Source organism: bacterium, assembly GCA_026708015.1.
GTDB lineage: Bacteria > Actinomycetota > Acidimicrobiia > Acidimicrobiales > Bin134 > Poriferisocius.
Genome location: JAPOVT010000063.1, coordinates 21,981 through 40,634, shown reverse-complemented (window position 1 = coordinate 40,634; position 18,654 = coordinate 21,981). Strand labels below are relative to the sequence as shown.

Annotated in this window: 17 protein-coding genes; 12 read left to right on the top strand and 5 right to left on the bottom strand. The window is 65.1% G+C overall.

Features of this window, described 5'->3' with window-relative positions:
* Window positions 1–21: 21 nt before the first annotated feature.
* Window positions 22–2,532 (bottom strand): M1 family metallopeptidase, encoded by a 2,511-nt coding sequence (locus OXG30_16445; GenBank protein MCY4136482.1) that lies wholly within the window; start codon window positions 2,530–2,532, stop codon window positions 22–24.
* 25 nt (window positions 2,533–2,557) lie between these two features.
* Between OXG30_16445 and OXG30_16440 the strand changes: the two genes are divergently transcribed.
* From OXG30_16440 to OXG30_16420, 5 genes are read left to right on the top strand one after another with little or no spacing between them, the layout of a single operon-like run.
* Complete coding sequence (locus tag OXG30_16440) at window positions 2,558–3,544, top strand: Gfo/Idh/MocA family oxidoreductase (protein ID MCY4136481.1); 987 nt, start codon at window positions 2,558–2,560, stop codon at window positions 3,542–3,544.
* A complete protein-coding gene (locus OXG30_16435; GenBank protein ID MCY4136480.1) occupies window positions 3,544–4,509 on the top strand; it encodes an aldo/keto reductase in 966 nt (321 codons plus the stop codon). The genes OXG30_16440 and OXG30_16435 overlap by 1 nt, the downstream gene beginning before the upstream one ends.
* 17 nt (window positions 4,510–4,526) lie before the next feature.
* Window positions 4,527–5,504: an adenosine kinase gene (locus OXG30_16430; protein ID MCY4136479.1), complete on the top strand. Its 978-nt coding sequence runs from the start codon at window positions 4,527–4,529 to the stop codon at window positions 5,502–5,504.
* 54 nt (window positions 5,505–5,558) lie between these two features.
* Window positions 5,559–6,368: a purine-nucleoside phosphorylase gene (locus OXG30_16425; protein ID MCY4136478.1), complete on the top strand. Its 810-nt coding sequence runs from the start codon at window positions 5,559–5,561 to the stop codon at window positions 6,366–6,368.
* 31 nt (window positions 6,369–6,399) lie between these two features.
* Window positions 6,400–8,121, top strand: coding sequence for a phospho-sugar mutase (locus tag OXG30_16420; protein MCY4136477.1), 1,722 nt, complete (start codon window positions 6,400–6,402; stop codon window positions 8,119–8,121).
* On the opposite strand, the gene OXG30_16415 is transcribed toward OXG30_16420, so the two are convergent.
* Both OXG30_16415 and OXG30_16410 read right to left on the bottom strand, forming a co-directional pair.
* Entirely contained in the window at window positions 8,088–9,020 is a 933-nt protein-coding gene (locus OXG30_16415) for an aldo/keto reductase (protein ID MCY4136476.1), read from the bottom strand. The two genes, OXG30_16420 and OXG30_16415, sit on opposite strands and share 34 nt — an antisense overlap.
* Window positions 9,021–9,090: 70 nt before the next feature.
* Window positions 9,091–10,095 carry a hypothetical protein gene (locus OXG30_16410; protein ID MCY4136475.1) on the bottom strand — a complete coding sequence of 335 codons (1,005 nt, stop codon included), beginning with the start codon at window positions 10,093–10,095 and terminating at the stop codon, window positions 9,091–9,093.
* A gap of 85 nt (window positions 10,096–10,180) precedes the next feature.
* Between OXG30_16410 and OXG30_16405 the strand changes: the two genes are divergently transcribed.
* From OXG30_16405 to OXG30_16375, 7 genes are all read left to right on the top strand, one after another.
* Window positions 10,181–10,552, top strand: coding sequence for a hypothetical protein (locus OXG30_16405; GenBank protein MCY4136474.1), 372 nt, complete (start codon window positions 10,181–10,183; stop codon window positions 10,550–10,552).
* A gap of 80 nt (window positions 10,553–10,632) precedes the next feature.
* Window positions 10,633–11,853 carry an amidohydrolase family protein gene (locus OXG30_16400; GenBank protein ID MCY4136473.1) on the top strand — a complete coding sequence of 407 codons (1,221 nt, stop codon included), beginning with the start codon at window positions 10,633–10,635 and terminating at the stop codon, window positions 11,851–11,853.
* Between the two features lie 42 nt (window positions 11,854–11,895).
* Window positions 11,896–13,305, top strand: coding sequence for an amidohydrolase family protein (locus tag OXG30_16395; protein ID MCY4136472.1), 1,410 nt, complete (start codon window positions 11,896–11,898; stop codon window positions 13,303–13,305).
* Window positions 13,295–13,879, top strand: a complete 585-nt coding sequence (locus tag OXG30_16390) for a superoxide dismutase (GenBank protein MCY4136471.1) — start codon at window positions 13,295–13,297, stop codon at window positions 13,877–13,879. Before OXG30_16395 ends, OXG30_16390 begins: the two co-directional genes overlap by 11 nt.
* A gap of 29 nt (window positions 13,880–13,908) precedes the next feature.
* Window positions 13,909–15,144 carry a cytochrome P450 gene (locus OXG30_16385; GenBank protein ID MCY4136470.1) on the top strand — a complete coding sequence of 412 codons (1,236 nt, stop codon included), beginning with the start codon at window positions 13,909–13,911 and terminating at the stop codon, window positions 15,142–15,144.
* The gene (locus OXG30_16380) at window positions 15,144–16,385 is read left to right on the top strand and encodes an amidohydrolase family protein (protein MCY4136469.1); all 1,242 of its coding nucleotides are present in this window, start codon (window positions 15,144–15,146) and stop codon (window positions 16,383–16,385) included. The genes OXG30_16385 and OXG30_16380 overlap by 1 nt, the downstream gene beginning before the upstream one ends.
* Window positions 16,382–16,654, top strand: a complete 273-nt coding sequence (locus OXG30_16375; GenBank protein MCY4136468.1) for a hypothetical protein — start codon at window positions 16,382–16,384, stop codon at window positions 16,652–16,654. Before OXG30_16380 ends, OXG30_16375 begins: the two co-directional genes overlap by 4 nt.
* A 2-nt stretch (window positions 16,655–16,656) precedes the next feature.
* Here the strand turns inward: OXG30_16375 and OXG30_16370 are convergent, their stop codons facing one another.
* Window positions 16,657–17,580, bottom strand: coding sequence for a TIGR03564 family F420-dependent LLM class oxidoreductase (locus OXG30_16370; GenBank protein ID MCY4136467.1), 924 nt, complete (start codon window positions 17,578–17,580; stop codon window positions 16,657–16,659).
* Window positions 17,581–17,683: 103 nt separating this feature from the next.
* Window positions 17,684–18,652 carry a transglycosylase family protein gene (locus OXG30_16365; GenBank protein ID MCY4136466.1) on the bottom strand — a complete coding sequence of 323 codons (969 nt, stop codon included), beginning with the start codon at window positions 18,650–18,652 and terminating at the stop codon, window positions 17,684–17,686.
* Window positions 18,653–18,654 lie beyond the last annotated feature (2 nt).

Below are 18,654 nucleotides of genomic sequence, written 5' to 3'. Positions count from 1 at the left end.
GCGGGCCGCAGTCGGGGCGGACTAGCCCAGGGCCTCCTGGACTCGTCTTCGCAGTTGAACGTTGATCTTTTGGCGTTCGAGGTGTTGGGCGACGATCAGGCGACCTTGAGGAACAGGGTGGGCCTCGAGGAACGCCTCGACCTCGTCGGCCAGTTCGGGGGTGGATAAGGCGCTGATGCCGCCGAGCATTCGGGGGACGATGGCGGAGGGGAGACGTTGGTTGATTTCGGGCCACTGCTCGGCGATATACGCCCAGGCCCGGGGGCCGTGGTCGCGGTTTTCCAAACAGCCCCTTAGCACGAACCCGGCATCCTGGCTACGTACGGTGCCGTCGAGGGTGGCCGCCAGGGTGCGGTCCATCAAAGCGGGGTCGTCGAATGTGGTGAGCGCCATCAGGTAGCGCAGCTCGAGCTGCGGGGTGGGGGCGTTCTCGTAGCGCTGGTGGATCTCGTCGAAATCGGCCCCGTCACCGGTGGCGGCCACCACGGCGATAGCTGCCGCGGCCAGCGCGGGGTCAACGCCCTCGGCGGCCATCAGCTCTCGGCACCGGGCGATGGCCTCGGCGTCGTTGCCCCCCACCGCCAGGGTGCGCACCAGCACGCCCCGCAGCTCGCCGATGCGGTCGTTCTCACCGGCCACTGGCTCCCAGCCCACCCGACCCCAGGCCGGGCCGACCATGGCTCTCACTCGGGCCTGGAGCCCAGCCTGTCCAGCATCGGGCACCATATGGTCGAGTGTGCCCAGGGTGCCGGCCAGTCGGCGCCACACAGCCAAGTCATCTTCTGCGGTGGCCATGCGCTCGGCAAAGGCCAGGAAGTCGGCCACGCTCAGCCGGTCGGCCACGGTCAAGGCCCACTGGTCGTCCACCAGCACGTACCGCTGGAGCGGATCTAGCTCGGGGCCGCCATCCAGCAGCCGGTCGAGCAGCTCACCTTCATAGGCCACTCGGTAGAAGCCATCGGCACCGGCATTGACCATGACCCAAACGGGGCTGTCACCGCCAAGGGCGACCGGGTCTTCCAAAACCAGCCGATCGGTTCGCTCTCCGGTGTCGGTGCCCACTGTGGCCACTACCGGCACCTGCCAGCGGGCGTCGTCGGGCTGTCCGTCGTAGCGGAACCGGCTTTGGCGAAGGGTCACTGTCCCGTCGTCACCGGCCGCGGCGGTCACTACCGGGTGCCCGCCCTGGAAGATCCACGAGTCCATCACGTCACGGGCGGGCTCGCCGGTGGACTCAGCCAGCGCGTCCCACAGGTCGTGGGTCTCGGTGTTGGCGTAGGAGTGGCGCCGGAGATAGTGCCGGACCCCGTTGCGGAACTCGTCGGCCCCCAAGTACTGCTCCAGCATCCGCACCGCGGCGGCGCCCTTCTCGTAGGTGAGCAGGTCGTACATGCCCTCGGCCTCGGCGGGGGAGACCACCGGGTACTCGATGGCCCGGGTGGCGGCCAGGGCGTCCACGTCGAACGCCGCGGCCCGAGAAAGCCCGAAGGCCAGCCAGCGCTTCCAGTCGGGGCGGTAGGCGTCCACCGCCAGCATCTCGCAGAAGGTGGCGAAGGCCTCTTTGAGCCAGATGCCGTTCCACCACTTCATGGTGACCAGATTCCCGAACCACATATGGGCCAGTTCGTGGGCGATCACGTCCACCGCGGTCTGGCGCTCCTGCTGGGTGGAGGAGTCGGGGTCGAGCAGCAGCAGGATCTCCCGGAAGGTGACGCACCCCATGTTCTCCATGGCCCCGAAGGCGAAGTCGGGGATGGCCACCAGATCGAGCTTGTCGCCGGGGTAGTCGATGGCGAAGTAGTCCTCGAAGAAGCCGAGGCAAAACGCGCCGGCATCGAGGGCATACTCGGTGAGGTGCCCCTTACCAATTGGATGAACGACGCGGAGCGGCGTGCCGTTCACATCCACCGGTTCGGTGGCCTCCAGCGGGCCGACGATGAATGCCAGCAGGTAGGTGGACATTTCCATGGTGGGGGCGAAGGTCACCGCCCGGCGGCCATCACCGGTGGGTTGGGAATCGACCTCAGCACCAGAAGACACCGCCATCAGGTCCTCGGGCACCACCAGCGTCACCCCAAACACTGCCTTTAGGTCGGGCTCGTCCCAGCACGGAAACGCCCGCCGGGCATTGGTGGACTCGAACTGCGTGGTGGCGATCACCCGCTCATCGCCATCGTCGTCGGTAAACGTGGAGCGATAGAACCCCCGAAGCTGATCATTCAGCGTCCCGGTGAAGCTGAGATTCAACCGAGCCGGCCCCAGCGGCACCGGCTCGCCCAGCCGCAGCACCGCCCGCTCGTGCTCATCGTCGTAATCGACCCCTGCCAGTGCCACGCCATCCAGATCGCCTGCGCTGATCTCCAGCTCAGCGGCATTGAGCACAATCGCTCCCACCGGCTCCAGCACCTCGACGTCCACCGCCACAACCCCCGCAAACGTGAACGCCTCCAGATCAGGCTCCAACCGCAGCTCATACCGCCGCGGCACCACACCTCGGGGCAACCGGTAGGGGTTGGATGAGTCTTCAGCCATCGACAGATGTTAGATAGAGGGGAGTATGAATTTCCGATTTGGGATGGTCGGCCACGGCCATATCACCTCGCAGTTTCTCGCGGCAATGGAGGTTGTGGAAGGTGCTCATGTTGGCGCGGTGGCCGGCAGAGACGGCGGTCGGGCCAACGCGTTCGCCCAAGACCGGGGTATCGCCGCGAGCTACGGGTCGGTAGGCGAGATGCTTGATGCCGAACAGCTCGATGCGGTGTACATCTGCACGCCCCACCCGTCCCATGTCGATGCGGCCCTGGCCTGCATTGACGCGGGGGTGGCCGTTTTGGTGGAGAAGCCGCTTGCTCCCAACCTGGAGGGCGCAAGCCGGATTGTGACCGCGGCTCGCGACGCGGGCGTGTTTGCCATGGAGGCGATGTGGACGCGGTTCCTGCCCATCTACGAGGCGGTGCGCCGTTGGGTCGACGAGGGTTGCATTGGGGAGGTTCGGCAGGTGACGGCCTCGTTCGGCTTCGCCGCTCCGGTGATGCCCGAGCACCGGCTGTTCAATCCCGACCTCGCCGGGGGAAGCCTGCTCGACGTGGGGGTGTACCCATTGACCATCGCCCATTGGCTCTACGGATCCCATCCTTCCGAATACGGGGCAGTGGCCAGAGTGGGCGAAACCGGCGTGGACGAAATCGTCTCCATCGCCGCGTCGTATCCCGGCGGCGGTTTGGCCCAGCTGAGCTGTGCCACCGTGGCCAACCTCGACCTCAATGCGGTGATCAGCGGCACTGCCGGGTCGATAGAGATACCGATCTTCTTTGCCGCCGACCGGGCCATCCTGAGGGCCGGGGGCGAAGAGGAAATCGAGGAGATTCCCCATCGGGCCAACGGATTCGAATACGAGATCCAAGAGGTGGTCGACTGCGTGCGGGCCGGGCGTACCGAGAGCGAGCGCATGCCGCTGGCCTTGACGCTGGAGATGGCCGGTTTGTGCGATGAGATCCGAGGCAGGCTTGGAGTCGTCTACCCCTTTGAGGAGGGCGGTTCGTGATGCAGTACGTCGAACTTCCCGGAGTGGATGCTCCCGTCAGCCGAGTGGTCCAAGGGGCGATCAGCCTGTTCGCCCTCGACGAGGAGACTCGGCTGGAAATGCTCGATGCCGCGTTTGAAGGGGGGATTACTGCATTCGACACCGCAGTCAACTACGCCTTCGGCGACGTGAGCGTAGACGCCATGCTCGGCCGGTGGATCAGCCATCGGGGTGGTCACGAAGACATCGTCGTGATCGCCAAGGGGTGCCATCCGGAAGTTTCCGAATGGCGATCCCGGGTGAATCCCGACGCCATCGTCGAAGACATCGACAAGTCGCGACAGCAGATCGGCATTGACCGGCTCGACCTCTGGATGTTCCACCGCGACGATCCGGATGTCGAGATCAGCATTCTGGTTGAGGCGGTCAACTCGGCCATCGATCGGGGCCATATCGGGGCTTGGGGGGTGTCGAATTGGGCGACGACTCGCATTGAGGCGGCTCTGAACTATGCCGACGCCCACGAATTGAGGGGTCCGGTGGCCAATAGCGTCCACTACAGCCTTGCCGACCAGATCGATGATCCTTGGCCCGACGTGGTCACCCTCACCGGGGCAGATCGAGAAGCCGACCGAGAGTGGCATCGACAGCGAGAAGTGGCGGTTGTCGCGTGGTCATCGCTGGCCGGGGGATTCCTGAGCGAGCGGATCAGCCGGGCTGAGCTTGAAGCCGCCGAGGGATTCATCGCCGATACCGCCCGCTGCTATTTCAACGACGACAACTGGACTCGTCGAGAGCGGGCCGCCGAGGTGGGTCGCCGACTCGGCTTGAGCCTCAGCCAGGTGGCGCTGGCCTGGGCGCTCCATGCGGACTTCAATCCTCTGGTCATCGTGGCCAACGCCACGGTGGAAGAAGTGGAGGAGAACATTGCCGCTGAAGGCACAGTTCTGGCTGACGCCGATCTCGATTACATCTTCTCCGGCTAGTGGTTGAGGGGGATTGAGTGGGCGAGTTGGCCGTAGTCGGGATCGGCAACGCCATTGTCGATGTGATCAGCACCGAGGAGCACGATTTCATCGACGCTCATGGCATGGTCAAGGGAGCAATGACGCTGATCGATGCCGACCGGGCCGAGACGCTCTATGGGGCCATGGCCCCGGCCATTGAGACGTCGGGGGGCTCGGCAGCCAACACCGTGGCCGGGGTGGCCTCATTCGGTGGACAGGTGGGCTACATCGGCAAGGTGCGCGACGATCAGCTCGGCGAGGTGTTCGCCCACGACATACGGGCGCTAGGGGTGCGATTCGAGGTGGCTCCGGCCACCGCGGGGCCGCCTACTGCTCGGTGCCTCATCATCGTCACCCCCGATGCGGCTCGCACGATGAACACCTACCTGGGAGCCAGCACCGAGCTGCACCCCGACGACATCGACCCCGACCTGGTGGGGGCGGCCCAAGTGCTGTACTGCGAGGGCTACATCTGGGACGTGGCCATCACCAAGGAGGCCATCCGCAAGGCCATCTCAATCTGCTCGGCCTCCGGGGGGACCATCTCGTTCACGTTGTCGGACAGCTTCTGTGTAGAGCGTCATCACCAGGAGTGGCTCGACTTGGTAGACGGCCCCATCGACCTGCTGTTCGGCAACGAGCACGAGATCTGCACGCTGTACGAGACGGGCGACGACTTTGAGGCCGCAGTGGCCGAGGTGCAGGGGCGGTGCGCGGTGGCCGCCCTGACCCGGGGGCAAGGCGGCTCGGTACTGGTCACCCCTGACGAGATCATCGAGGTACCCGCCGCACCGCCGCCCAAGGTGGTGGACACCACGGGGGCGGGGGACCTGTATGCCTCAGGGTTCCTGTACGGCTGGACCCAGGGGAGGGACTTGACCCAATGCGGATGGCTGGGCTCCCTGGCCGCCACCGAGGCCATCAGCCAGTTCGGCGCCCGCCCCACTGGATCGCTGGCCCATCTGGCTGGCTAGCTCCCCCTCGATGGCGGTGCGGGAAGTGTCACCAGCGCCACCTACCATCGGGACATGAACCCATATGAACGGGCTGAGCAGGCCGGATCCCAGCTCATTGAGCGGTTGGAGGGGCCCTTCGACGCAGCGGTGGTGCTGGGGTCGGGCTGGGCCGAGGTTGCCCAAGGTATGGGTACCGTTGATGCAGTGGTGGCCGCCGAATCCATCACCGGCTTCCATCCACCGTCGGTGCCCGGCCACGGAGGCACGCTCAGCGCGGTGAACGTGGGAGACCGGCGCGTGCTGGTAATGGCGGGCCGGGTCCATCTCTACGAGGGCCATCCGCCAGCCGACGTGGTCCACGGTGTGCGGGCCGCAGTGGCCGCGGGATGCTCCACGGTGGTTCTCACCAACGCAGCCGGTTGCATGAACCCGGCGTTCGGCGTGGGCCAGCCGGTGCTGATCAGCGACCATATCAACCTCACCGGTCAGTCTCCGCTGTTCGGTCCGGCACCGCCTGAGGGCTACGCCATCCGATTCACCGACCTAACCGACCTGTATTCGTCACGTATCCGCGAGGCGGTGCGTCTCATCGACCCGTCGGTGGGCGAGGGGGTCTACGCCGGATTGGTGGGGCCGCACTTCGAGACCCCGGCGGAAATCACCATGCTGGCCCGCATGGGGGCCGACTTGGTCGGCATGTCCACCGTTCTAGAGGCCATTGCCGTTCGCCATCTGGGAGCCGAAGTGGCCGGCGTTTCGCTGGTCACCAACGCCGCGGCAGGAATGGGCGGCGCGCTCGACCACCAAGAAGTGTTGGACGCGGGCCAAGCCGCCCAGAGCCGGGTTACGGCAGTGCTGGGTGCCGTGATCGAGGCGCTGTGAACCCGACGTTCACCCCTCGATGGGAGGCGCAGTGAGCACCAGCCCCCAGAAGCCAACCCTCAGCACGACGATGCGGGTCCCCACCGATGCCGAGCGCCTTATACCAACGCCTGAGGAGTGGCTGGCCGCGGATCCCGACCCGAACACGAGGGCCGAGTTAGAAGCGCTGTTGGAAGCCGGCGATCAGGGAGGGATCGAAGATCGATTTGGCGACCGACTCCGTTTCGGCACCGCAGGGATTCGCGGCCCGATGGGTGCCGGGCCCAACCGCATGAACCGGGTGGTGGTTCGCCAGTTTGCCGCTGCGCTGGTCGGGTGGCTGGGTGGAAGGGGCGGGGTGGTGATCGCCCACGATGCCCGCCAGAACTCTGACATATTCGCCGCCGATGTCGCTGAGGTCTTGGCCGGGGCAGGTTGCTGGCCCGTGACGCTGCCCCCCAACACACCCACTCCCGTTCTGGCCTTCGCAGTCACCCAACTCACGTGCGCGGCAGGGGTTATGGTCACCGCCAGTCACAATCCTGTCGGTGACAACGGTCTCAAGCTGTACCTGGCTGACGGCGCCCAGGTCATACCGCCCCACGACCAGGCCATCGAAGCGGCCATGGCCGCCCAGACGCTACCGCCCCGCGACCTGCCCGACCGAGGGCCCGACCCGGAGTGGCCCCAAAGGGTCACCGTTGAAGTGGAATACATAGCGGCCATCTTGGCCAATGTGCCGTCGCTCTACTCGTTCCACCCGCTGGCCTACACCCCTCTTCAGGGCGTGGGGCTGCACTACGTGAACTTCGCTCTGACATATCTGGAAAACGGCGAGCCGTTCGTCGTCGAAGACGAGGCCGAGCCCGACCCCCTCTTCCGCAACGTGGTGTCGCCCAACCCGGAGAACCACGACACCTTGGCCAAGGTCATCCGTCGGGCCGAGCAGATCGACACCCCCTTGGCCATCGCCAATGACCCCGACGCCGACCGGATGGCCGCCGCGGTGTGGGCCTACGAGAACGAGTGGCGGGTATTGACCGGCGACGAGATCGGCGCGCTGCTTTGCGACTGGATTCTGGGACTGAGGACCGGGTCAGGAGGCGACGAGCGGGTGGTGGCCAGCAGCATCGTCTCGGGTCGGCTGGTCGGCCGCATCGCCGAGGCCCGCGGCGCTACTCATGTGGAGACACTGACCGGCTTCAAGTGGATTGCCCGCGCCGCCGACAACCTCGACCCTCGCGACGACGGCCTGGATTGGAGGTTCGTGTTCGGATACGAAGAGGCACTGGGCTTCGCCTGCAACGACAGGGTGAGGGACAAAGACGGCATCAGCGCGGCGGTCCACTTCACGATGATGTGCCGGTGGCTGGCATATGAGGACGGTCGCACCCCCATCGAGCGGCTTGGAGAGCTGATGGACGAATTCGGCCTCCACCGCACCGACCAGGTCAGCATCGACTTAGGCGGACGACCGGCCTCCGAGCTTATGGAAGTGATTCGGGCCGATTATCCCCAGCGATTCGGCAGCATCGAAGTGGCCCAGATAACCGACTATCAGAACGGTGTCGGCAGGCTGTACCCGGCCGATGTGCTCCGGTTCAATCTGGCCGATGGCAGTCGGGTGTCATTGCGCCCCAGCGGCACGGAACCCCAGATCAAGGGCTATATCGAAGTGGTCGGCGAGATCCAAGTACCCGACCCGCTCCATTCTTTGAGCGAGTCGGTTCGAGAGTTAATCTACGAAGCCAGTTCGGCGATCTCGGATCGCTGAGCGGGGGTCATTGCCCAGTTGGCGGCAGCCACGTTGGAGGCCACCTGGGAGGGCTTGGTTGCGCCGCAGATAACGGTGGCCACCACCGGGTTGGATACCAGCCACCCGATGGCCAGCTCCAAGATGCTGTGGCCCGAGTCGGCGGCATAGTCGGTGAGCCGGTCCACCGCGGCCAGCTTTTCCTCGCTCAAGAACATGTCCCGCCTCTCACCCTTCCACATTGACAGGCGGGTTCCCTCAGGGGGGCTCATCCCCGAGTACTTGCCGGTGAGCAGGCCGGACTCCAGGGGGAAGTAGGGAACCACCGTCATCCCGGTGCGCTCGCAGGCGTCAACCACTCCGCCGTCCTCTACTTCGCGGGTGAGCACCGAGTAGTAGTTCTGGACGCTGGCGTAGTTGCCTGCTTCGGCCTGCGCCGCAGCGAGCCCCGACTCGTCGATCTGCTCGGCACTGAAGTTGGAGCACCCGATCTCCAAAACCTTGCCCTCATCGACCAGTTCTTGCAGGGCGCCCAGCGTTTCTGCCTGGGGAGTATCGGTGTCGGGCATGTGAAGCTGGTAGTGATCGATGCGGTCGGTGTTAAGCCGAGCCAGGCTGGCCTCGACGGCTTGGCGGATCCAGGCTGGGTCGCCGCCCTTCTGCCCCTCGGGCAGGGCACCGGGGTGTCCGAACTTGGTGGCCACAATCACCTGGTCGCGCCGGCTGCCCAGAGCGGCACCGAGGAACTCTTCGGACTTGCCCCGACCATACAAATCAGCGGTATCGAAGTAGTTGACTCCGGCGTCAATTGCGGCGTCGACCACGGTCTGGGTGGCATCGGCGTCGATGGTCATACCGAAGTTGTTGCACCCCAGCCCGATCACCGAGGCCGACAGGCTTCCAATGCTGCGCATCTCCATGCGCTGGGACACTACAGGGGTGGCCGATCAGGTGACCTCTCGAAAGGGCAATGGCCCCGTGGGCCAACCGCTACAACGGGAAGCGGTGGGCGGCCTGTTCGTAGACGTCGGGGGCGAGGTCTCCCTGGGGTTGCCCCGACCGCACGGCCGCCACCTCGTCGACAGCTACCGTGGCGCTCCTCAAACAGCAGGCGATTCCCACGATGGGGTATTCGCCGGTGGTAATCACCACATGGCCATAGCGGTCGGCAACGTCGAATGAACCGGCGAGGCCCGGCTCAAAGAGAGCTGGCGGCCGGGGGCTGTCGATCCACAGCAGGCCAACCTCCACCGCGTCGAGCCGGTAGGCCGAGGGGGAGCCAACCGAAGCCAGATGGGCTCGGATGGCATCGGTCTCGCTTCGCGGTCCCTCGATGCGCACCATCTGACCGCCCTCAAAGGTCAAGACCACCGGAGACCGGGCGTACCAGCCCATCGGCAGCCAGATGTCGCCGGGCGACATCACCACTGTTCCATTGGCGGTTCCCGCGACCGGAGACGACCCGATTATCCCCCGAGGCCATTCGGCAACAGTGCCGGGGACGGTGGCCAGGCCATCGTGCATCCACCGACGGGCACCTCTGAGACCGATCCGCAGATTCGTTCCCTGGTCGTCGCCCACATGCAATTCCTGCCCGGCATCCAGCAGATCCATGCCTCGCTTTACCCGGCGGCCCAATCCGACATGGGGCACGATTCCCCGCAGCTCGCCGGTGCTGTGAGCGACCACCGACAGCACCCGGGCGTTCGAGGGAACCAAGGACTCCACTTCATACGAGTAGCCGTTCAAGAGGTTGACAACGATGTCCGGCGTCGTCGGTTCGGCGCTCGGCCCATCAGGAGGCAGTTGGTCGACAAAGACCGATGTGGGAAGGGTGCCGACCAGGTGCAGCGCATGGACGGCGGCGTCGAGCAGGGTGGGATCAGTGGCATCATCAGCCAGCACCATCGCTGGGCGGTTTGGCGCGGCCCGGCATAACTCCAATTGCCGGGCCATGACGTCTACGGATCGGCGGTGTACTGATTCTGGCTTCATCTCCACACCTATCTACAGCCAGCTAGGGAGACGGCGCAACCGGGGTATCCGTTATTTCGGGTTTGATCGACGGTAATTTTCTTATATGTCAGGAAAGTTCTGCGCGCGCGTGTTGTGCAACGAACGTGCCACGGCGATCCTGTTGATAAATGCCCAAGACCTGTCGGTGCAGATCGTCGGCATCCATGAGGACACCGGCATCGCCGGCGTTCCGTTGTGTCGGGTTCATGCCGATGGCATTGTGGTGCCATTGGGATGGACGCTGTCGGATTCGCGCCCTCCGGCCGATGAATTCGAGCCCGAACTGGTGCTGATCGACGACGCCTCTTCGGATTCATCTGAAGACTTCCGGCTTCCAGAAATGGAAGACGATACTGAGGAGGACATGGAAGACGCCGCGGTGGGAGAGGTGCCCCCGCTGCTCAGCCGGGCGTTCCGGGCCGCCGGCCTAGACTGAGCCGAAGCCACCAGCACCAATTCCAAGATTGAGGGGCTGGCTTCTAGCGCAGGTCGCACCCCGAACCGTAGGCTTCGGCCATGACCATCGTCGATATCCACGAGAAGCCCAGTGATCTGCTGCTTCCCGACCCCGAGCCCCAGCGCATCCGCTACACGCTCATCTCGGTTGACGACCACCTCGTGGAGCCGCCCTGGCTGTTCGAGGGCCGGGTGCCCGCCCGGTTCGCCGACCGGGCGCCCAAGGTCGTCGAGGGCGAGGACGGCGGTCAACACTGGGAATTCGACGGTGAGATCTACGCCCAGCTGGGCCTGAACGCCCTGGTGGGACGGGCCGATCGCAACGACTTCACCATAGAGCCGGCCCGCTTCTCCGACATGCGCCGGGGATCCTGGGACATCAAGGCCCGCATCCACGACATGGACCTGGGCGGCATCTGGGCGTCGATCTGCTTTCCCAGCCAGATAACCGGATTCTGCGGCCGGGTGTATTCAGACTGCTCCGATCCCGAACTTGGCTTGGCGGTGACCCGGGCGTTCAACGACTGGATTCATGAGGAGTGGTGGGGCTCCTATCCCGAGCGCATCATTCCCATGGGAATCACATGGCTCAAAGACGCCGATCTGGCCGCTGCTGAGATCCGCCGCAATGCAGAGCGGGGATTCGTGGCCGTCACGCTGCCGGAGATTCCCCACAACATCGATCTGCCGTCCATCCACAGCGAATGGTGGGACCCAGTATGGAGGGCGTGTGATGAGACCGACACCGTGATCTGCCTTCATGTGGCGTCGTCGGGACACGTCATGCCCACTGATCCTGGCGGACCGCCCATCGGGGTGGGGGCCACCATGTTCCAGATGCACGCCTATGCGGCCGCAGCCGACTGGGTGTGGTCGGGTATCCCGGTGCGCTATCCCAACATCAAGATCGCCATGTCGGAAGGGGGCTGCGGCTGGGTGCCCATCATGTACGACCGGCTCAAGCACCAAATTGAGATCTCAGGTCACGGACGGGGGGTGTGGCCCGGCGGTACCGACATCGGTCCCCACGAAGTGCTGATGCGCAACTTCTACTACTGCACCATCAACGATCCGTCGTCGATCGACGCGGTGATCGCAATGAACCTCGACCACACCATGGTTGAGACCGACTATCCCCACGCCGATTCCACCTGGCCCGAATGCCAGGACACGCTGGAGTCGAAGCTGGGGCACTTGAGCGACGACGTCATCCGCAAGCTCACCCACGAGAATGCGGCTCGCCTGTTCCGCCACCCACTGCCCGACGGCTGCCTGCCCTAGTCCGATCGAGAACCTCGCCTCTGGGATAGAGCGGAGACTGCGGTGAGCCGATTCGGCCACCCGGTGATTGACGCCGACGGCCATGTGCTGGAGATAACCGCGGCCCAGCAGCCCCACCTGGAGCGGGTACTGGGCGCTGACCTGTATCGGCGTTACCTGACAGAGGGTCTCCCCATGCGCAACGCGCAGATGGCCCGCAGCCTCGAGGAGCGCCGTCGGACCCGCTCGCCGCAGGGGGCCTGGTGGGGGACCCACACCGCCAACGTGATGGACCGGGCCACCGCCATGCTGCCCGCACTGCTCTACGAGCGGATGCCCGAAATCGGCATCGACTACTCGGTGCTCTACCCCACCAACACGCTCACCAGCTGCGCGGTGGAAGACGCCGACTACCGCACCGGCTTGTGCCGGGCCTTCAACGAGTTCTACGCCGACGTCTACAACCCCTACGCCGACCGCATGGCCATGGCCGGCATCATTCCCGCCCACACTCCCGATGAGGCCATCGCCGAGCTGGAGCACTGTGCCGCGCTGGGCCTGAAGGTGGTGGTGTTCGCCGAAGGGGTGATGCGGTCCATCGACGATCCTGACCACCAAACCCGGTCGGGATGGCTGTGGCCCGGCCAGCGCCACTGGTTCGACTGCTATGGCCTGGACTCGGCCTATGACTACGACCCGGTGTGGCGCCGCTGTGTCGAGCTCGGCTTTGCCGCCACCTTCCACGGCGGCCTGTCCTTCCGCCCCGGCATCCACACCTTCGTCTCCAGCTACACCGCCAACCACATCGGCCAGTTCCAGTCCCTGATGTACGAGCTGTGCAAATCGCTGTTCTTGGGCGGGGTCACCCGGCGTATCCCCGAGCTGCCGTTCGTGTTCTTGGAGTGCGGCGTTTCGTGGGGCACCCAGCTCTTGTGCGACATCATCGAGCATTGGGAGAAGCGCAGTTGGGATGCCATCCAGCGCAACTTCGACCCCGCTCTGCTCGACCTCGACGAGCTAGGCGGATACTTCGAGCGCTACGGCGGGGACTTCAGGGCGACTCTTGGCGACGACCTGGCCTCGTACGCCCACGGGATGCCCATCCACGGGGGTACACCCGAAGAGCCCGACGAGTGGACCAGGCTCGGGGTGGAATCAGACGAGGAGATCGCTGAATCGTTCGCGTCGTCGCTCTATTTCGGATGCGAGGCCGACGACCGGGGCGTGCATGTGGCCTTCGGGCCCGCCAATCCCTGCGGCGTGCGGCTCAATGCGGTTTTCTCCTCCGACATCGGCCACTGGGACGTGACCGACATCGAATCGATCATGGACGAGGCTTACGGCTTGGTGCAGGAGGGGCTGATCACCGAGGAAGACTTCCGAGCCTTTGTCTACGAAAACCCATTTCGGATGTATACGGCTATCAATCCCGATTTTTTTGCCGATACCGTGTTATCCGGATATGGCGTTTGACCTTCCCCCCCTCCCGTACAGCCAAAGCGCGCTTGAACCCTATGTGAGCGCTGATACCTTGAGCTACCACTACGAGCGTCACCACGCCGGGTATGTGGCCAACCTGAACCGACTGACCGCAGGTACCCAGTGGGAGGGCACCGAACTCGAGAAAGTGGTCTTAGGTGCCGAGGGAGCGATCTTCAACAACGCCGCCCAGATCTGGAACCACACCTTCTACTGGCATTCGATGAGCCCTGACGGGGGTGGCGCTCCCTCGGGCCCGGTTCGAGCGGCCATCGAGGAGTCGTTCGGCTCGACCGACGAGTTCCGCCGCCAGTTCGCCGACGCGGCCGTGGGGCTGTTCGGCTCAGGCTGGACCTGGCTTGTGTCCGACGACGACGGACTTGCCATCGTGCAGACCCCCAACGCCGATCTGCCCTTGCTGCACGATCGCCGGGCGCTGCTGGTGGTGGACGTGTGGGAGCATGCCTACTACCTCGACTACCAGAACGCCCGGGCCGCCTATGTGGAGGCGTTCTTGGACCACTTGATCAACTGGGAGTTTGCGGCCGAGAACCTCGCTTCCGACTAAACGGAGCGCGCCCACTACCATCGCCGCTTATGGCGACTGCTGAGGTGACCCAGCCCGTTGATCTATTGGACGGGTACATGTACGCCCAAGACCCTTTCTCGGTCTATGCCTGGCTGCGGGAAAACGACCCAGTGTACTGGGACGAGAAGAACGAGATCTGGGGCGTGTCCCGCCACGCCGACCTGTTGGCGGTAGAGAAGAACACCGACCTCTATAGCTCGGCCTCGGGCAGCCGGCCCAAGATCGAGATGTCCGACTCCATGATCAACATGGACGACCCCGACCACCAGCGTCAGCGGATGCTGGTGGCCCGGGAGTTCACCCCCCGAGCGGTTCGCAGGCAGGAGGACAAGATCCGGGCGGTGGTCACCGAGCTGATCGATCGGGTGGCGCCCCGGGGATGGTGCGATGTGGTGTACGACCTGGCCGCCCCGCTGCCGGCCTACATGATCGGCAAGCAGCTGGGCTATCCCACCGAAATGTGGCCCCGGGTCATGCACTGGTCAGAGGCCACCATGCAGGGAGGCGGCGGCCCGGGCTATCACACCGTGCAGGGAGACCGGGCCATCGAGGAGTGGGCCGGCACCACCTACGAGCTGGTGCAGAAGCGCAAAGCCGATCCCCAAGACGACCTCATCTCCATGTGGTGCCACAAAGAGTTGGACGGCCAGCCGCTGAGCGACGACGACATAATGCACGAGGTTCTCCTGGTGCTAGACGGCGGAGCGGAGACCACCCGTACGGTGATCGGCACGACGTGTTTGGCGCTGGTGGAGAGTCCCGACCAGCGCCAGATCCTCATCGACGAGCCCGAGGTGATCGGCGAGACCGCAGTGGAGGAGTTCATCCGCTACGTGTCGCCCATCTTGAACATGCGCCGCACGGTGACGGCCACCCACGAGCTGCATGGCAAGACTCTCAAAGAGGGCGACCAGGTGTTGTTGATGTACGCCTCGGCCAACCGCGACCCCGAGGCATTTGAGAACCCCGATGCGCTGGATGTGCGCCGTGACGCCCGCAACCACCTCTCCTTCGGCTTCGGCACCCACTTCTGCTTGGGAGCGTCGTTGGCCCGGCTTCAGCTCAAAGTCATGTTCGAGGAGGTCACCCGGCGGCTGCCCGACATGAGGCTGGAGCCCTTCTATGCTCCCCGCTATCGTCCCGGGGCGTTTACTCGGGGCTTGGAGGGGCTGAACGTGGAGTTCGCCCAGAGCGAGCCCGAGGGCGACGGCGCTTTGGGAATGTTCCCCATCACGGTGCAGTAATGGTTGCGTCGACTGCCGAGTCGGGGATCGAGATTCCCCCCATCATCTCGGTGGACGACCACGTCATCGAGCCGCCCCATGTCTGGCAGTCGCGGCTGCCGTCCCGCTATGCCGACATCGGCCCTCGAGTGGTGACTGCTCCGTGCGAGATCTCCTACGTGGGTGGCGTGTTCTCGTGGACTGAGGGCACAGGACGGCCCACCGCATATTGGTATTACGAGGATCTCCACTATCCGATGGTCCGCACCCACTCGGCGGTGACCTTTCCCCGCGATGAGCTCCAGATGGTGGGCATCACCTTCGAGGAGATGCAGCCCGGTGCCTGGCAGGTTGAGCCCCGGTTGGGCGACATGGACATCGGCCATGTGGATGCCTCGTTGTGCTTCCCGTCGTTCCCCCGGTTCTGCGGCCAGGCGTTCGCCGAGGCCTCCGACATGGACCTGGCCCTGCTGTGCGTGCAGGCCTACAACGACTGGATGGTGGAGGAGTGGTGCGGCCCCTCCGGAGGGCGGCTGATCCCGCTGTGCCTCATCCCGCTGTGGGATGAGGAGTTGGCCGCAGCCGAGGTCCGGCGCAACGCCGAGCGGGGAGTGCGAGCGGTGTGCTTCTCGGAGATCCCGCCCAATCTGGGTCTGCCGTCGATCCACTCCGGCTACTGGGACCCGTTCTTCGCCGCTTGCGAGGAGACGGCCACCGTGGTGTGCATGCACATCGGGTCGTCTTCCAAAATGGTGTCCACCTCGCCCGACGCCCCCGGTGCGGTGGGCTCGGCGCTGGTCCACTCCAACGCCACCTACTCGCTGGTGGACTTTCTCATGTCGGGCGTGTTCGTCCGATTCCCCGGCCTCAAGGTGGCCTACTCAGAAGGCCAGATGGGCTGGCTCCCCTACATCTTGGACCGGGTAGACGTGGTGTGGAAGGAGAACGCCGCCTGGGGCGGGGTGGCCGACAAGGTACCTGAGCCGCCGTCCACCTACTACCGCGACCATGTGTTCGTGTGCTTCTTCGACGACAAGGTGGGTCTGGCCAACATCGACGCCATCGGCCTGGAGACCATCACCACCGAGACCGACTATCCCCATTCCGATTCGACCTGGCCGCACTCCAAGGAACTGCTGGCCTCGCAGATGGAGCACCTGACCCAGCCCGAGGTTGACGCCATCTGCCGGGACAACGCCATTCGGATGCTGGGGCTCAACCTGCCCACCGCCGCCGAGCTGCGGGACAGAGCAGCGGTTTGACCACAGGGGCTGGCCCGGAATTCGAGGCGCTGTCAGCTGATCTGGGCCAACGGATCATTGCCGCCGAATTGCGGGGGCTGGTGCTGCGGTTTGGCGACGAGACCCGGATCGTGGGCGTGGCTGACCGGATGCCTCCGGCCGCAACTCTGGAAGCACCCTTGGAAGAACTCCAGATGGTGCTGTCCGGCCGGCGCGGTGCCGATGAGCTGCGGACTCTGCGCTGGATTGGAAATCCCGAGCCCTACATCGCCCTGCTTGCGTCGAGTTGAACTCAGCTGTTTCCGGACAGTTCTCCCAGTAGAGCCTCAGTGCGGGCTCGGGATTGGTCGTCGGTGTCGTAGATGAAGGCGACGAAGTCGGTTGTGCCGGTGTCGCGGATCCGCTCCAGCTGGGCGGCAACCGCGGCTTCGTTGCCGGTGATGGCCAGATCTTCAACGCCGGGTTTGCCCTCTCGGTCGAGCATGCCCCGGTAGGAGGGGATGTCCTTGTAGTGGGCAAAGGTCCGGGCCGCAGCCTCATAGCCGGCTTGGGCGTCGTCGGTCACCGAGATCGGGAATCCAGCCGCCACCCTCGGCGCAGGCCGTCCGGCGGCTTCAGCGGCGGCGTTGATGGTTGGCACCACGTAGTCGGCCAGCGTGTTGAGTCCGGTGGCCCACACGAAGGTGCCGCGGGCCAGCCGTCCGGCGTGGCCCAGCATGATCGGCCCCATGGCGGCCACGATGATCTCCGTGGGAGGCGCATGCGACAGGCCCCGCCACCGAGTGGTGTAGATCTCGCCCTCGTAGTTCATGCCCTCGCCTCGCAGCATGGGGCCGGCGATCTCCAAGTATTCCCTCATCTGACGGGCGGGGCGGGCGTAGGACAGGCCCATCAGGTTCTCCACCATCCCCTGGTGGCACAGGCCGATGCCCAGGGTGAAACGCCCGCCGCAGGCGGCCTGGGCGGTGGCGGCCTGCTGGGCCAAAGCGAAGGGGTGGCGCATGGGGGTGGGGGTCACCCCGGTGGCGATCTCAATGCGCGTGGTGGCAGTGCCCACCACTGCCGATGCGGTAACGGCGTCGATCTCGATGTTGGCAATCCATGCCGTGTCCAGCCCCAGCGCCTCGAACCGCTGAGCGTTCTCGGTGATCTCGTCCAGCCCCGGAGGTCCGCTCATCCCCGGCACCGGCGGATCGCCCGTGCCCTCAGCCGCCATCGCCCCGATTCTCATGCCTCGCATTCACGGTCTCCCTCCACTGTTCAAGCGGGTCGATGGTATCGGGCGTTCGCGGTGCGATAGCAGGCCGGAAGCGGGACCGCTAGGACGACCGGAATGGCGCGCCGCAGTGGGGCCAAGGCTGCCATCCCCGCTCCCCCCAGAGGGCATAGGCCATGCGGTGTTGGTCGGCGGGGGCGGCATCTCGGGGGTCTACCCCAACAAGGTGGGGGTAGTGTCGACCGGCCACCCCGTCCCAAGTTGGCTGGTGGAACTGAAAGGCGCCCAGGTATGGCCCCGCGGGGTTGTGGGCCCGGTAGTTGCCGCCCGATTCGCATTGGATGAGGTGGTCCCACTGCGCTTGGGTGGTACCTGCGGGGATCGGGGGCAATTCAGTGGGGTCCGTCGACGTGGTGTCCCCTGGCTGGGGCGATGGTCCGCAGCTGGGCCACGGTGCCCAACCCCGCTCCTCGTAGAGGGCGTAGGCCATGCGGTTTTGATCGGCGGGGGAGGCATCCCGGGGATTGACGCCGATCAGGTGGGGGTAGTTGCGGCGGGCTAGGTCGTCCCAGCTTGATTGTCTGAACTCGTAGGCACCGAAGTTGATTCCGTTGGGGTTGGCGTGCTGGTAGTTCCCGTTGGCATTGCACTGGCGGAGTTGTTCCCACTGCTCCTCTGTAGTACCCGCGGGGATGGTCGGGTCAGGCAAGTTGGTCGGAGCCGGGGTTGCAGTAGCTGTCGGGGTTGCAATTGCAGTGGCGGTAGGAGTGCCTGCAGGTGATGCAGTCGGGATAGGCGAGGCGGTCGGTGCAGGTGTGGGTCGGGCCTGTTCAGGGCAGCCATTGGGCACCAGCTGTGTGTCGATGTCGAACAGGCATCGGTAGTCGTTCAACAGCGACTCCTGGGCCGCGATCAGCGTATCTCTGTCGGCGACCAGCATTTCCAGCTCGGTGATTCTCGCATCCCGCTCATCGGGTGCTTGTCCGCCCGCCGAAGAGCCAGCCATCCCAGCGGCAAGAGCGAAAGCCACGGCCAACGCCCCATAACGGGACCAGCTTCGATGTCTGGTCATGG